The sequence below is a fragment of the Streptomyces sp. GbtcB7 genome, from assembly GCF_019091445.1.
Taxonomy (GTDB): Bacteria; Actinomycetota; Actinomycetes; order Streptomycetales; family Streptomycetaceae; genus Streptomyces; species Streptomyces mirabilis.
On sequence record NZ_JAGXJM010000025.1, the window covers coordinates 21813 to 36747 of the forward strand.

General features: G+C 71.3%; 11 protein-coding genes. 7 read left to right on the forward strand and 4 right to left on the reverse strand.

Translation table 11 applies throughout. From position 1 onward, the window contains the following. Window positions 1-207: 207 nt before the first annotated feature. Window positions 208-3306 carry a glycoside hydrolase family 2 TIM barrel-domain containing protein gene (locus tag KVT44_RS34545; RefSeq protein ID WP_217571270.1) on the forward strand — a complete coding sequence of 1033 codons (3099 nt, stop codon included), beginning with the start codon at window positions 208-210 and terminating at the stop codon, window positions 3304-3306. Here KVT44_RS34545 and KVT44_RS34550 read toward each other — a convergent pair. Both KVT44_RS34550 and sigJ read right to left on the reverse strand, forming a co-directional pair. After that, window positions 3217-4764, reverse strand: coding sequence for a cytochrome bc complex cytochrome b subunit (locus tag KVT44_RS34550; RefSeq protein ID WP_190171079.1), 1548 nt, complete (start codon window positions 4762-4764; stop codon window positions 3217-3219). The genes KVT44_RS34545 and KVT44_RS34550 overlap by 90 nt on opposite strands. Then, window positions 4761-5723, reverse strand: coding sequence for an RNA polymerase sigma factor SigJ (gene sigJ / locus KVT44_RS34555; protein ID WP_190171080.1), 963 nt, complete (start codon window positions 5721-5723; stop codon window positions 4761-4763). The genes KVT44_RS34550 and sigJ overlap by 4 nt, the downstream gene beginning before the upstream one ends. A 173-nt stretch (window positions 5724-5896) precedes the next feature. On the opposite strand from sigJ, the gene KVT44_RS34560 reads away from it, so the two are divergent. The 5 genes from KVT44_RS34560 to KVT44_RS34580 all read left to right on the forward strand — a co-directional run bounded on the left by KVT44_RS34560 (window position 5897) and on the right by KVT44_RS34580 (window position 11398). Continuing rightward, on the forward strand, window positions 5897-7522 hold the full coding sequence (locus KVT44_RS34560; RefSeq protein ID WP_308314192.1) for an MFS transporter: 1626 nt from the start codon (window positions 5897-5899) through the stop codon (window positions 7520-7522). Continuing rightward, the gene (locus KVT44_RS34565) at window positions 7519-8148 is read left to right on the forward strand and encodes a hemerythrin domain-containing protein (RefSeq protein WP_217571274.1); all 630 of its coding nucleotides are present in this window, start codon (window positions 7519-7521) and stop codon (window positions 8146-8148) included. Before KVT44_RS34560 ends, KVT44_RS34565 begins: the two co-directional genes overlap by 4 nt. A gap of 166 nt (window positions 8149-8314) precedes the next feature. Beyond that, a complete protein-coding gene (locus KVT44_RS34570; RefSeq protein WP_054234230.1) occupies window positions 8315-8560 on the forward strand; it encodes a hypothetical protein in 246 nt (81 codons plus the stop codon). 3 nt (window positions 8561-8563) lie between these two features. Next, window positions 8564-8941 carry a toxin Doc gene (locus tag KVT44_RS34575; RefSeq protein WP_217571276.1) on the forward strand — a complete coding sequence of 126 codons (378 nt, stop codon included), beginning with the start codon at window positions 8564-8566 and terminating at the stop codon, window positions 8939-8941. 549 nt (window positions 8942-9490) lie between these two features. After that, entirely contained in the window at window positions 9491-11398 is a 1908-nt protein-coding gene (locus KVT44_RS34580) for an RICIN domain-containing protein (protein ID WP_217571277.1), read from the forward strand. Window positions 11399-11419: 21 nt separating this feature from the next. Here KVT44_RS34580 and KVT44_RS34585 read toward each other — a convergent pair whose 3' ends face one another. Continuing rightward, a complete protein-coding gene (locus KVT44_RS34585; RefSeq protein WP_217571279.1) occupies window positions 11420-12439 on the reverse strand; it encodes a 2-hydroxyacid dehydrogenase in 1020 nt (339 codons plus the stop codon). Further along, window positions 12436-13605, reverse strand: a complete 1170-nt coding sequence (locus KVT44_RS34590; protein ID WP_217571281.1) for a lactate 2-monooxygenase — start codon at window positions 13603-13605, stop codon at window positions 12436-12438. Before KVT44_RS34590 ends, KVT44_RS34585 begins: the two co-directional genes overlap by 4 nt. A gap of 113 nt (window positions 13606-13718) precedes the next feature. On the opposite strand from KVT44_RS34590, the gene KVT44_RS60665 reads away from it, so the two are divergent. After that, the gene (locus tag KVT44_RS60665; RefSeq protein ID WP_217571283.1) at window positions 13719-14897 is read left to right on the forward strand and encodes a CdaR family transcriptional regulator; all 1179 of its coding nucleotides are present in this window, start codon (window positions 13719-13721) and stop codon (window positions 14895-14897) included. The last annotated feature ends 38 nt before the right edge of the window (window positions 14898-14935 follow it).

Genomic DNA, 14935 nt, shown 5'->3' on the forward strand with positions numbered 1-14935 from the left:
GGGTTCCAGCCTAGTGCGTACGCGCGTTCCGCACCCGGCACACGGGCGGCCCCAGGGGTACATCGGTACGACGGAAACCGGCCGATGTGATGCGCGGGGCGGAAGTGGGTGCCGCACCCTTGACGGGGCTGTGTGTCACCCCGTCAGAATCTGTTTGTTCACGATCAGTTGTGATGACTTATGGGCCCTTGACTAGGGAGAGCCGCCATGTCGGTCACTCGAAGATCGGTATTGATCGCAGGAACCGCCGCACCCGCGGCCGGATCGCTCCTGGGCGCCGCCGACGCCTGGGCCGACTCGCCGGTGCGCGCCGCAGGCCGTCGCCTGGTCGAGCTGCGCGACGGCTGGCGCTTCGCGCTGGTCGACCCGGGTGGGATCACCGACCCCACCGGCGCGTACGAGGGCGCCGCACAGCCCGGCTACGACGACTCGGCGTGGCGGGAAGTCTCCGTTCCGCACGACTGGAGCATCGAACAGACCCCCACCACGGAACACGGCACCACCAGTGGCACCGGCTTCTTCCCGGGCGGCCTCGGCTGGTACCGCACCACCTTCACGCTGCCGCCCGCCCTCGCCGGCCGCCGGATCTCCGTGGAGTTCGACGGCGTCTACATGGACTCGCACGTCTACTGCAACGGCGAGGAGGTCGGCCACCACCCCTACGGGTACACGGGGTTCGCCCTCGACCTCACCGGTCTGCTGCACACGGACGGCAGCACCGAGAACGTCATCGCGGTGAAGGTCCAGAACCAACTGCCCAGCAGCCGCTGGTACTCGGGCAGTGGCATCTACCGCGAGGCCCGACTCGTGGTCACCGAACCCGTGCACGTCCAGCGCTGGGGCACGTATGTCACCACGCCGGACATCACGGCGGAGCGGGCGGTCGTACGGGTGCGCACGACCGTCGTCAACGAGTCCGGTGCCGCCGCCGAGGTCCAGGTGATCTCGCGGATCGTCGACCCCGACGGCCGTACGGCGGCCCGTACGTCCACCACGGTCGCGGTCGCCGACCGCGCGGACGAGACCCATGAACTCACCGTCGCCAGGCCCCGGTTGTGGGACTTCGCGACTCCGGATCACCGCTACACCCTGGAGACCGAACTGCGGGTCGGCGGCGCGAGGGTCGACACCTGCCGCACTCCCTTCGGCATCCGCACCTTCCGCTTCGACCCGGACGAGGGCTTCCACCTCAACGGCGTCCACGCCAAGATCAAGGGCGTGGACCTGCACCACGACCAGGGCGCGCTGGGCGCCGCGATCAGCGTCGACGCCGTACGCCGCCAGATGACGATCATGAAGTCGATGGGCGTCAACGCCTTCCGCACCTCGCACAACCCGCCCTCGCCGCAGATGATCCAGGTCTGCGAGGAACTCGGCATCGTGATGATGGTGGAGGCGTTCGACTGCTGGCGGACCGGCAAGACGAGGTACGACTACGGCCGGTTCTTCGACGAGTGGTGCGAGCGGGACGCCACCGAGATGGTCCTCGCGGCCCGCAACTCGCCCGCCGTGGTCCTGTGGTCCATCGGCAACGAGATCCCCGACTCCACCTCCACCCCGGGCCTCGCGATGGCGGACCGGATCATCGCCGCGATCAAGGCGGCGGACGACACCAGGCCGCTGGTCATCGGCTCGGACAAATACCGCCGCGTGCCCACGAAGGGCTCCGCTGCCGACCTCATGCTCGCCAAGCTGGACGGGCTCGGTCTGAACTACAACACCGCTCAGTCGGTGGACGCCCTGCACGCCGCCTATCCGCACCTCTTCCTCTTCGAGTCGGAGTCGTCGTCCGAGACCTCGACCCGCGCCACCTATCAGGAGCCGGAGCACCTCAACACCGGCGAGAACCACACCCCGGGCCGGCGCGCGGTCTCCTCGTACGACAACAACCTCGCGTCCTGGACGATGAGCGGCGAGTACGGGCACAAGAAGGACCGGGACCGCAAGTGGTTCGCGGGGGAGTTCCTGTGGTCGGGCATCGACTACATCGGGGAGCCCACGCCGTACGACGTGTTCCCCGTGAAGGCGTCCTTCTTCGGCGCGGTCGACACCGCGGGCTTCCCCAAGGACATGTACCACCTGTTCAGAAGCCAGTGGGTGAGCGAGCCCATGGTCCATCTGGTGCCCATGACCTGGAACCACGAGGCCGGCGACACGGTCGAGGTGTGGGCGTACGCGAACGTCGACACCGTGGAGCTCCTCCTCAACGGGAAGTCCCTCGGCACACGGAGGTTCGACACCAAGACGACCACCGACGGCCGTACCTATCTGGAGACCACCGAGGCGACGGGCGATGACAAGACCTTCACCTCGGGCCCCTACCCGGGCAGTTACACCAGCCCGAACGGCAGCGCGGGCAAGCTCCACCTCACCTGGAAGGTGCCCTACGCGCCGGGTGAGTTGAAGGCGGTGGCCCGCCGCGACGGCCGTACGGTCGCGACGGACGTCCTGCGCACCGCCGGGGCGCCGCACGCGGTACGCCTCACACCGGACCGCACGTCGCTCGCCGCCGACGGCCGTTCCCTGCTCTTCGTGACGGCCGAGGTCGTCGACGCCCGTGGTGTGGTCGTGCCCGACGCGGAGCACCTGATCGCCTTCGACATCGACGGCGGCTCGCTCGCCGGGCTCGACAACGGCCGGGAGGAGAGCGCCGAGCGCTATCAGGCGAGCACCCGAACGGCCTTCCACGGCAAGGCACTGGCGATCGTACGATCCGGCACGCGGCCGGGCTCGCTGAAGGTGACGGCCCGCTCCGAGGGACTCCGGGGCGCCACCCTCACCGTACGCTCCACCTCGGCGCGCTCGAAGGCGACCACCCCGCCCGCGGTCTTCCGGCCGGACCCGGGTCCCGGCGCCCCGAACGACCCGCTCGCGGACGCCAGTTACTCCGGCCGCCCGGACACCCTGCCCGCCGCCATGCTCGACGGCGACGCGGCGACGGGGTGGTCCAACGCCTTCTACAAGTCAGCGACGGCCCTGCTGCCCGCCTTCAGCGGGGCCCGCCCCGAGGACTGGGTCTCCGTCGCCTGGTCCCGCCCCCGCGCGGTCGACCGCGTCGAGGTCTCCTTCACCGTCGAGGCGACGCACTCCCTGCCCGCGTCGGTCGAGGTCGCGGTGTGGGACGGAGAGCGGTACGTGCCGGTGAAGGGAACGGCCGTCGACTGGGCCACCGCGTCCGACACGCCGACCGTGATCACCTTCGACGGGGTGCGCGGCTCACGGCTGCGGCTCCTCATGGCGAGCGGGCACCCCGGCGCCGTCGAGGGCGGGCTGCGGATCAGCCGTCTGGAGGTCCCGGTGGTCTGACCGGTCCCGGTGCTCGTGCTCGGTCAGCGTGTGGAGTTCGGCCGGGCCGAGCGGGCGGTGCACCTCGACGTACTCGCCGTGCGGCAGGCGTTTCACGACGCCGGTCGCACGGCCGTGCGCCACCAGTTCCCGGTCCCGCAGCTGCAACCCCAGGCAGATGCGCCGGGTGACCACGAAGACGACGACCGGGACGACGAACAGGGAGATCCGCACTGCCCAGGTGACGGTGTTGATCGACAGATGGAAGCGCGTCGCCACGATGTCGTTGCCGCCACCCGCGAGCAGGATCAGATAGAGGCTGATCCAGGCCGCTCCGATCGAGGTACGGACCGGCCGGTTGCGCGGGCGGTCGAGGAGATGGTGCTCACGCCGGTCGCCCGTGACCCACGACTCGATGAACGGGTACACACCGATGGCGACCAGGAGCAGCGGGAAGACGACGATGGGGATCAGCACACCGAGCACGAGCGTGTGCCCGGCCACGCTGATCTCCCAGCCCGGCATGACGCGCACCAGACCCTCGGCGAAGCCCAGGTACCAGTCCGGCTGGGCGCCCGTCGACACCTGGTCGGCGCGGTAAGGGCCGTACGACCAGACCGGGTTGATGGTCGCCACCGCCGAGATCAGCGCGAGGACACCGAACACCAGGAAGAAGAAGCCGCCCGCCTTCGCCAGGTAGACCGGGAGGAACGGGGTGCCCACGACGTTGCGTTCGGTCTTTCCCGGGCCCGCGAACTGGGTGTGCTTGTGGTAGACGACGAGGATCAGATGGGCGACGACGAGCGCCGCCATGATCCCCGGAATGAGCAGGATGTGCAGGGAGTAGAAGCGGGCCACGATGTCGTGGCCGGGGAACTCCCCGCCGAACAGGAAGAACGACAGATACGTGCCGACCACCGGCACCGACAGGATCGCCCCGTCCACGAACCTGAGCCCCGTCCCGGACAGCAGGTCGTCCGGCAGCGAGTAGCCGAAGAGGCCCTCGAACAGACCGAGGAGCAGCAGTGTCCAGCCGAACACCCAGTTCACCTCGCGGGGCCTGCGGAACGAGCCCGTGAAGAAGTGCCGCATCATGTGCGTCAGCATCGCGGCGAGGAAGACCAGCGCGGCCCAGTGGTGCAGTTGCCGGACCAGCAGTCCGCCGCGCACGTCGAAGCTGATGTGGAGCGTCGAGGCGTACGCCTCCGACATCCGGATGCCGTCCAGGGGGACGTAACCGCCGTGGTACGTCACCTCGTTCATGGAGGGGTGGAAGAACAGGGTCAGGTACACCCCGGTGAGGATCAGCACGACGAAGCTGTACAGGCAGATCTCGCCGAGGAGGAAGGACCAGTGGTCCGGGAAGACCTTGCGCAGATAACGCCTGCCGAGGGCGTACACACCGAGCCGGCCGTCGAACCAGTCGGCGACTCGTTCGCCGGAGGACGCCTTCGCGGGCCGGTGGTCCGTGGCGGTCATGCGCGCTCCCCTTCCGCGACTCCGGTCTCCTCGTTCTCGTCGTCGCGCCGCACATGCGCGAGCTTCTCGGGATTGGTGACGATGTAGACGCCTGACACCTGCTCGCCGTCCGCGGTGAGGTCCATGACCATGACCGCGTACGGCGACTCGCCCTCGAAGAGCACGGCGGAGTCGTCGCCGTTGACGCGCCGGTAGCGCAGGTCGAAGCCGGTGCCGCGCCGGGTCGCGTACCCGGCGAACAGCCGCGCCGCCTTGTCCCGGCCGTGCACCGGACGCAGCCCGCCCGAGGCCTTCCCGCCGCCGTCCGTCCACACCGTGACGTCCGGTGCCAGGATCTCCATCAGCGCCGCGATGTCCCCGCCGAGCGCGGCCTCGACGAAGCGCTCGGTCGCCTGCCGGCGGACGCGCGGATGCGCCTGGTAGCGCGGCCGACGGGCGTGCACGTGCTCCCGCGCGCGGTGCGCGAGCTGGCGTACCGCCGCGGGGCTGCGGTCGATGACCTCCGCGATCTCGGTGTGCGGGTAGCCGAACACCTCGTTGAGGACGAAGACCGCGCGCTCCAGCGGGGTGAGGGACTCCAGGACCACGAGCATCGCCAGCGACACCGACTCCGAGCGCAGGGCCCGGTCGTCGGCCGAGTCCTCGGGGGCGGGCTCGTCGAGCAGAGGCTCCGGCAGCCAGGGGCCCACATACGTCTCGCGGCGGCGGGTGATCGCGGCGCGCCGCGCGAGCGCGTGGTTCACGGCGATGCGTACGAGATAGGCGCGGGGGTTGGTGATGCCCTCCAGCGGGGTGCGGTGGGCGCGGCCCGTCCAGGACAGCCACGTCTCCTGGAGGACGTCGTCGGTGTCGGCGACGCTGCCGAGGATGTTGTAGACGATCGCGAAGAGCAGCTCGCGGTGGTCGACGAACACCTGCGTCGCGCCGTCGGCCGTCCCGGTCGCGGGGCTTTCGGACATGCCTTGCCTCCCTTGGTGCGCTCACTACTGCGAGGGGAGAAGCGGGCCCGAATGTGACGTCCGGAGGGCGAAATGTGACGTACGTCTCACGGGGTCTGCTGGGCGTCACACCGGTCGAAGCCCACGCCCTCTTGAACGCGAGTCCGATGCCTCGACACAAGGAGACAGACACCGTGTTCAAGAAGTGGCACGACAAGTGGCACGGCAACCCATGGGCGATCCTCATCACGCTCTCCCTGGGCTTCTTCATGACCCTGCTCGACCTGACGATCGTGAACATCGCGATCCCCGACATGGGCCAGGACCTCGACGCCTCCCTCGACGAGATCCTGTGGGTCGTCAACGCCTACACCCTCGCCCTGGCCGTCCTGATGATCACCGCGGGCCGCCTCGGCGACCTGCGCGGCAAACGCAACCTGTTCCTCGCGGGCGTCGCCCTGTTCACCCTCGCCAGCCTCGCCTGCGGCCTCGCGCAGAATCCGGCGCAGCTGATCGCGTTCCGCGCGGTCCAGGGCCTGGGCGCGGCGCTGCTCATGCCGCAGACCCTGTCGATCATCGCGGAGGTGTTCCCGGCCGACCGGCGGGGCGCCGCGATGGGCGTCTGGGGCGTGGTCGCGGGCGTCTCCGGCGCCCTCGGCCCGATCATCGGCGGCGCGCTGATCACCCACCTCGACTGGCGGTGGATCTTCTTCGTGAACCTGCCGCTCGGGGTCGTGGTGCTGGGCCTCGCCGCGGCGGTCATCCCCGGTTCACGGCGCACCGTACGCCACCGCTTCGACACCCTGGGCGTGCTGCTCGCCTCGGGAACCCTGTTCTGCCTGGCCTTCGGACTGACGGAGGGGCAGCGCTACGACTGGAACGCCTGGATCTGGTCGCTGTTCGGCGCGGCGGCACTCCTCTTCGCCGCCTTCCTCGGCCATGAGCGCGGCCAGCAGGGCGACGACCCGCTGGTCCCGTTCTCGCTCTTCAAGGACCGCAACTTCACCCTCATCAACTTCGTGGGCGTCACCGTGTCCTTCGGCGTCGTCGGGATGTTCCTGCCGCTGACGATCTACCTGCAGTCCGTACTGGGCTTCAGCGCGCTCAAGTCCGGGCTCGTGCTGCTGCCCCTCGCGCTCGGCTCGTTCGTGACGGCCGGGCCCGCCGGAGTCCTCGCGGACAAGATCGGCGGCAAGTTCATCCTGATGACCGGGCTGCTCGCCTGGACGGCGGCCCTGGTGTGGATCGTGGGCGCGGCCGACGTCGGGTCGAGCTGGACGGCCGTCGCCTTCCCCCTCTTCCTCGCGGGTCTGGGCGCGGGCTGCACCTTCGCACCGATGGCCACGGAGGTCATGCGCAACGTGCCGGCGAAGCTCGCCGGAGCGGCGTCCGGCGTCAACAACGCGCTGCGGCAGGTCGGTTCGGTGCTCGCGGGCGCCGTCGTCGGCGCCGTGCTCCAGGCCCAGCTCGCCTCCTCGCTCACCGACCAGGCCCGACAGCGCGCCGGACAACTGCCCGCCGCGTACCGCGACGGCTTCGTCGGCGGCTTCTCCCAGGCGGGGACCGATGTGAACGCGCGCCAGGCGGCACGGCTGCCGGAGGGCGTACCGCACGACATCGCCGACCGCATGCGCGCGCTGGGCGCCCAGGTCTTCGGCCACGGCTTCGTGCACGCCATGGGTCCCGCCGTCCTGGTCTCGGCCGCCGTCCTGCTGGCCGGCGCGCTCACCTGCCTCGCCGTACGCCGTCACCGCGGCCCGTCGGCCAACCCGCACGCCCTGCCCGTCTACGCACCCGAACTGGAGGAAGCGACCTCATGACCACAGAAGCCGCGGCCGGCACGGTCGACCTCACCGTCATGTACGCAGCCCACGACGCCTTCCGCCGCGACCTGGAACGGCTCGGCGAAGCGGCGGCCGACGGGACCGCCTTCACCCCCCAGGTCCGCGCGGGCTGGGACAACTTCAGGCATCAGCTGCACATCCACCACACCGCCGAGGACAGCGACCTGTGGCCGCGCGTGGAGCGCAAGGTCGCGGGCCGTCCCCGGGACGTCGCCCTCCTCGCCGAGATGGAGGCGGAGCACGCCCTCCTCGACCCACGGCTCACCGCCGTCGACGCGGCCCTGAAGGACCGGTCGGCCGAACTCCCCGCCCTGGTCCGCTCGTTGGCGTCGACCCTCGACGACCACCTCGCCCACGAGGAGGAGAGCGCCCTGCCGCTCATCCGGGAGGTGCTGACGCCCGCGGACTGGGGCGCGTTCACCGGCCGTATCCGTAAGACACAGGGCGTGCGCGGGGCCGCGCTCTTCGTACCGTGGATCGTCGACGGAGCGCCGCCCGCCGACCGCGCCCGATTCCTCGGCGCGCTGCCGCCGCCCGTACGCGTCCTCAACAAGCTGTTCTGGGAGGCGGGCTACCGCAGGCGCGGGCTGTGGGCGGCCTGAGAGCCCGGAAGCGCTCAGGCGGGGTTCCGCTCCATCCGGCTGTCCGGAGCGGAGCCGCCGCCGAGCGCCCGTACGCCGCCTCGCTGAATCGGCTCGCGGTACCGCCGCCCGTACCTCTTGAGCAGGTGATATTTACGAGTAAGTACCCTCGCGGTACCGTGGCGGCATGCCAGCCTTGAATGTGGAGTTCAGCGACCGTGAACTCGAGGACCTCCGGCAGATCGCCAAAGAGCGCGGTACGTCGATGAAGGCCCTGGTGCGCGAGGCGGCCGCGGCCGACATCGTGCGGCACCGGGCGCTGAAGGAGGGCGCGGAGGTGTTCCGCCGCTTCTTCACGGCGCACGCCGACGAGTTCGCGGCCGCCTTCCCCGAGGACGAACCTCCCGGCAGGGGCGAGGGACGGGCCGCCTGAGCGATGGCTCCCGTCATCCATATCGACGTGCCGTGGCTGCTGCAGCGCCACGAAGAGGTGCTGCCCGACCAGCCCACGGTCAACGACTTCTCGGCCCTGGTCGCCGCCGTGGCCCGGCACCGAGTCGACCCGCCCCGCCTCGGAGTCGACTCCGACCCGGCCTGGCGCGCCGCCGCTCTTCTGCACACCCTGGCCCTGCTGAAGCCGCTACCGGCCGCCAACGCCCGTTTCGCCTGTTCGGCCGCGGTGGCGTACATGTTTGCCAGCGGTGTCGGGATCGACCCGCCCTACGGGGCGCTCGTCGACCTCGCCCGGGATCTGATCTCCGGCAAGACCGACGTCTACGGCGCGGCCGACCGCCTGCGCTCCTGGCAGATCTGATACCCGCCGCGCGACCCCCTGCCCCCCGAGCCCCCCCGAGGCCGCCGGCCGAGGGCGGGAGGATCGGGGCCGGCGGCCGGTTTCGCGCGGGAGAGCCGCCGTCCTGCGCGGGGCCTCCGAGAAGGGCCGGGTTCCAGTGGACTACGGAGCACCGCGCGCCGGGAGCGTGCGACGGGCTCCGGAGTGAGCGCGCGGTTCACACGGGGCGCGTGAGGGCCCATGGCGTATGAACGTGGTGCCGCGGTGAGGCGCGTGAACGTGGTGCGGGAAATTTCGAAAACCGGTGCGAGCGACGCGAGTTGGCGCAGTTACTGACTATCTTTCAATATGCAGATGTTGCCCAAGTGCCTTGTTGGTCATGAGCGTGTTGTGCGAGGGTGAACTTACCGCGCGGGTCAATGGCCGGGTATGAAATCGGTGTTCATTATTCCGGGCCGGCGGCCATTTTCCCGGCGCTCCGTCAAAAAGGTGTGCACCAGGCAGGGGCTCCCTTTTCGGCGACCAAGGAAATTCTGTGCACCACCTTGCACCGTGGAAGGAACCCGCTCTGTGCCCACCCCCCACCCCCCTCGCCCGTCCTATCCTCCCGGCGGTGCTCCCGGGGAGTCCGACGAAAGCCTCGCCGCGCGGCTGAGAGGCCGGACGGAGGGCGAGGCCACCCAGTCCGTCGCCCTGCTGATGGCGCGGCACTGGCAGCCGACGTACGACTACGCGGCCATCTGCCTCGCCTCTTCCTCGAACGTCGCCTCGATGGTCGCCGCGACCTCCTTCCACTACGCCCTCGACTGCCTGATACGCGGCGAGTCCGGAGCGGCCCTGCGGCCCCGACTCCTCGTGACCGTGCGGGACACCGTCAATGAGTGGTCCGGCGAGGACCGGATATCCGGCGTTCTGCCGGATTTGAGGAAACCCGCCGGGGGGCGGGGTATGCGGGCGGCGCAGTCCATGACCGCCGAAAATCGGAAGCTCGCCGAGCGCTCTTTCCATGCCTTGCCGCCCCTCGCCCAGTGCCTGCTGTGGCACACCGAGGTCGAGGCCGAGGACATTTCCGTACCGGCCGGTCTGTCGGGCCTGGACGTCGACACCGCGTCGGCCGCTCTGGAGCAGGCCCGTGAGCAATTCCGCCAGGGATGTGTGCGCGCCCACCGGGAACTCGCGCCGAGCAAGGAATGCGGCTTCTACAACCGGCTGCTCGACGTCCCGATTCGTCGTGGGGGCGCCTTGCTGCCGGATGTCCGACAGCATCTGGGGGAGTGCCGCCACTGTCGGCACGCGGCCGAGCAACTCGGCTATTTCGAGGGCGGCCTGGGGATTCTGCTCGCCGAAGCGGTGCTCGGTTGGGGCGCGCGACGCTACCTCGACGCACGCCCGGGGCGCGGGCGGCAAGCGGTGCGCCCCGAGGAAGGGGCCGCGTTCGGCGGCGGACGGGCGGGCGCCGAGGCAGGCGTGGGTACCGGCGGGCGCGTGGGTACCGGCGGGCGTCCCGGGACCGGTGGGCGTCCCGGGAGTGCCGGCCGGCATCGTCTGCTGGCACAGATTCCCGCCCCCGGGCGGCTGGCCCAGATTGCCCAGAAGCACTCGAAGGTCCTGCTCACCGGGGCGGGCACGGCCTCGGCGGTGCTGCTCGTGACCGTGCTCACCATCAGCCTGTGGTCCCACGGCGAAGGTGGCGCCGACCCGACCGCCTCCACGGGTGTCGGCAGCAGCCACACCGTCTCGCCCAGCCCGGTCGCCCCGGACCCCTCCGCCGACTCCTCGCCCACGACCTCGGCCGGACTGCCCACCAGCACCGACCAGACCCGGCTGCGCAACCTCGCCGCCGACCTCTGCCTCGACATCCGGGGCGGAAAGGCCGAGGTCGGTGCCGAGGCCGAGCTGGCTGTCTGCTCGTCCGCCTGGACCCAGCAGTGGTCGTACGAGAGCGACGGCCTGCTGCGCAGCGTCGCCGACCCCGCGCTGTGCCTGGACTCGCACGCCGACGACGGTGTCGTCGCCCTGGACCGCTGCGTCGCGAAGAGCGCACCGCGGGGCGGCGACGTGCGCTACGACCTCACCGTGCGGGGCGAGTTGCTGTCCCGCTCGCGCGAGGGACTCGCGATCACGCCCAGTTCCACCGATCCGAACGCCGACATCGTGGTCAAGGACCGGGACGGCTCCGACGCGCAGCGGTGGCGGACCGACTCCGCCTCGGCCGAACCCGGTTCGCTGTCGATCGCGGGGACGGCGAGCGCCTCGACCCGGCCGGTCAGCAAGGCGCCGTCCCCGGAGGGCACGGCCGATGAGCCGAGCGCGTCGCCCAGCGAGCCGCCGACGGACGGCCCGGTCGACCCGTCGGCGACTCCCTCGGAGTCCTCCGCCGAGCCCCGTTCCGTGACCGTCGACGACCGCACGAGCGCCCGGCCCGCGCTGCCGCTGACCGCTCAACTCTCCTCCCTGGTGGAGGGGTTGGGACAGTGACGGGCGCGCCGGGCGGCGGGGCTAGGACACCACGTCCCGGGGCGGCTTGCCCGCCACGAAGTCGGCGGCGTTCTGGACCGCCGCCAACGCGATCCGAACGAGCGTCTCGCGTGTGACGCCCGCGACATGCGGCGACAACACCACGTTCGGGGACTTGAGCAACCGCAGGGCCGCGGTGGGCGGTTCGGGGTCGAAGACGTCGACGCCCGCCCCGGCCAGGGTGCCCGCCTCGAGCGCGTCCGCGAGGGCGTCCTGGTCGATCAGGGCGCCCCGCGAGGTGTTGACCACGAACGCGGTCGACTTGAGGAGTGCGAGCCGCTCGGCGTTCAGCAGATGCCGGGTCTCCTCGGTGAGCGGGGCGTGCAGCGTGACGTAGTCCGACGTGCGCAGCAGTTCGTCGAGTTCGACATGACGGGCGCCGCCGAGCCGTGCCTCGGCCTCCGCGCCGACGGACTGCGGACCGGCGTACACGATGCTCATGTCGAACGCGACCGCGCGCCGGGCGACCTCCTCGCCGATGTGGCCGAGCCCGATGATGCCGAGGGTCTTGCCGGACAGCTCGGTGATGGACCGCTGCAGCCTCGGCAGCGCCCAGTCGGCGTCGACGAGCGCGGTGTGCGCCGGGACCAGCTGCTTGGCGAGGGCCAGCATGAGGGCGAAGGTCTGCTCGGCCACGTTCTGCTTCTCGGCGCCGCTGGAGCCGATGTTGCACACCGGCACACCCTTGGCGCGGGCGGCGTCCAGGTCGACGTAGTCGAAACCGTGGCTCGCGCACTGGACCAGTTCCAAGTCCGGTGCGGCGGCGAGGTGTTCGGCGGTCACCGGGCCGAGACCCGTGATGATGACGTGGGCCTCGCGCAGCGCGGCCGGGTCCTCGTCGGTCGTCTCCACGACGGTGACCTTGGCCTCGCCGGGGAAGACGGTGGCGAGCGCGGCACCGGCGGTGCGACCGCCGACGTGGGCCGAGACCACGGCCAGAACGTTCTTCGCCACCGGGGTGACCGGCGTGTCGGTCGTGTGGGCCGTGTGGGTCGTGCTCATGCGGATTCCTCGATCAGGTCGTCGGGGCCGAGGGTGGCGGGGCGGGCGTGCCCGGACAGGGCGAGGGTCAGGTCGAACTCGGCGAGCAGACAGCGGACGACGTGTTCGACGCCCGCCTGTCCGTCCAGGCCCAGCCCATAGGCGTACGGGCGTCCGACGAGCGCGGCCCGCGCGCCGAGCGCGAGCGCCTTGAAGACGTCGTCGCCGGTGCGGATGCCGCTGTCGAAGAGGACGGTCAGCCGCTCGCCGACCGCCTCGACCACGCGCGGTAGCGCGTCGGCCGCCGCCACCGACCCCGCCACCTGCCGGCCGCCGTGGTTGGAGACGACCACGCCGTCCATCCCGGCGTCGGCGGCGCGCCGGGCGTCGTCCGGGTGCAGGATGCCCTTGAGGACGATCGGCCCGTCCCAGTTCTCCCGCAGGAACGCCAGATCCGGCCAGGTCTTGCCCGGGTCCGCGAACATGCCGACGAAGTGCAGCACGGCCGCGTTCGGGTCCTCGTGCACCGGCTTGGCCAGACCCGCCTGGAACGCCGGGTCGGAGAAGTAGTTCGCCGTGCCCACACCGTGCAGGAAGGGCAGATACGCCTGGTCGAGGTCGCGCGGACGCCAGGCCAGCAGCGGGGTGTCGAGAGTGACGAACAGCGCGGTGAACCCGGCCGCCTTCGCCCGGTCCAGGAAGGACCGGGTGACCTCGCGGTCCTTCGCCCAGTACAGCTGGAACCAGCGCTCCGCCCCGCCCATCACCTCCGCGACCTGCTCCATGGGCGTGCTGGAGGCCGACGACAGGATGTACGGGACGCCCTGCGCCGCGGCGGCCCGAGCGGCGGCGGACTCCGCGTCCGGATGCATGATCGACAGCACGCCCACGGGCGCGAGCGCCAGCGGCGCGGGCAGGGCGCGACCCAACACCTCGACGGACAGATCGCGTTCGTGTACGTCGCGCAGCATGCGCGGCACGATCCGGCGCCGGTCGAGGGCGGCCCGGTTGGCCCGGGCGGTGCTCCCGTTGCCCGCGCTGCCCGCCACGTAGCCGACCGGACCGGGCCCGAGCCGCTGCTCGGTGAGCTCCTCCAGCCGGGTCAGATCGGTGGGCAGCCGCGGTACGGCGCCCGTCATTCCGTTCAGATAGATCTCGTACTGGAAGTCGGCCCAATGCTTAGCCATCCGTACGTCCCGCCTCTCGTCCCTGAGACCGCGCTGTACGCCGTCGATCCTGGCGAAAGTGACAAGGGCCGTCCACCGTGGTGCGCACATCGCGCGGCTGGGATCATCACCCTGTGACAAGTCAGCCCGTTGCCGCCAGAGAACACGTCCGGCAGGAGATGGTCGCCGATCCGCGCGTCGTGGCGGCGATCGTCTCGGCGGTCCATGAACAGGTCCCGGTGTACGCCGCGCTCGACGACAGCCGGCTGCCGGAGGTACGGGCCATCGCGGCCTGGGGCCTGGAGCGGCTCCTCCACCTGTGGGTCACCGACGGCGCGCTCGAACCGTCGGACCTGCGGCGCTTCCGAGGCATCGCGGCGGCCCGCGCGGCGGACGGGCGGCCCGTGCAGGCGGTGCTGCGGGCCTACCGGGTGGCGGCGACCGTCCTCACCGACGAGATCGCGGCCCGCGCGCCCCGGCTCGCCGCCGCGGACGCCTTCGCGCTCACCCGGATGCTGCTGACCGCGCTCGACACCCTCTCCGAGGAGATGACCACGGCGTACGCCGCCACCGACGAGGACCTCGCGGCGGACCGTGACCGGGCACTGCGGCTGCTGCTCGACGACCTGATCGCCGGGCGGCACGCCTCGGTGGGCGCGCTGAGCGACCGGTCGGCCCGACTGGGGGTCCAACTCCCGGACCCCTACTGTCTGTTGGTGGCCGAGCCGGTGGGCGCGGAGCGTCCCGACATGGCGCTCGACGCGGCGACGGGGCTGCTCGAGGCGTTGGCCGTTCCGGGGGACGAGGTGGTCTCCTCCGCGACGGTACGTGGCTCGCGTGCCGTTCTGTTGCTGCCGGGTGCGGTTGCCGCCAGGGCGGGGGCGGTGCTGGGCGCGCGGTCCTGGCGGGGCTGTGCGATCACCGGGGAGAGCCTGGACCGGGTCGCCGTGGCGCATCGGCTCGCCGCCGACGCCCTCGACACGGCGCCCGCCCACGCGCACCGGCCGGGGCGTGTCCTCACGGACGCCGACGCCCACGTTCTCGCCCTGCTCGGCGGGCATCCGGCCGCCGCGCCGGACCAGGTCGCCCGCCTCGTTCTCGGGCCGCTCACCGACCCGGGGCAGCGGCATCTCATGGAGGCGCTGACCGCGTACATCGACGCCGGCTCGGCGAGCGCCGCCGCGCGGGTGCTCCACCTGCACGCGCAGTCCCTGCGCTACCGCCTGCGGCGCATCCACGCCCTGACGTCCCGTGATCCCCGCGACCCCTGGCAACGCCTCACCCTGGACATCGCCCGCACGATCAGGCCGTAGCCTCCTCGCCCCCGCCGCCCCTACCCGACCCATCCCAG

Bases quoted from the DNA above. Each gene is read 5' to 3' on its own strand.
- KVT44_RS34545 (WP_217571270.1), top strand. From the start codon at position 208: ATGTCGGTCACTCGAAGATCGGTATTGATCGCAGGAACCGCCGCACCC.
- KVT44_RS34550 (WP_190171079.1), bottom strand. From the start codon at position 4,764: ATGACCGCCACGGACCACCGGCCCGCGAAGGCGTCCTCCGGCGAACGA.
- sigJ (WP_190171080.1), bottom strand. From the start codon at position 5,723: ATGTCCGAAAGCCCCGCGACCGGGACGGCCGACGGCGCGACGCAGGTG.
- KVT44_RS34565 (WP_217571274.1), top strand. From the start codon at position 7,519: ATGACCACAGAAGCCGCGGCCGGCACGGTCGACCTCACCGTCATGTAC.
- KVT44_RS34570 (WP_054234230.1), top strand. From the start codon at position 8,315: ATGCCAGCCTTGAATGTGGAGTTCAGCGACCGTGAACTCGAGGACCTC.
- KVT44_RS34575 (WP_217571276.1), top strand. From the start codon at position 8,564: ATGGCTCCCGTCATCCATATCGACGTGCCGTGGCTGCTGCAGCGCCAC.
- KVT44_RS34585 (WP_217571279.1), bottom strand. From the start codon at position 12,439: ATGAGCACGACCCACACGGCCCACACGACCGACACGCCGGTCACCCCG.
- KVT44_RS34590 (WP_217571281.1), bottom strand. From the start codon at position 13,605: ATGGCTAAGCATTGGGCCGACTTCCAGTACGAGATCTATCTGAACGGA.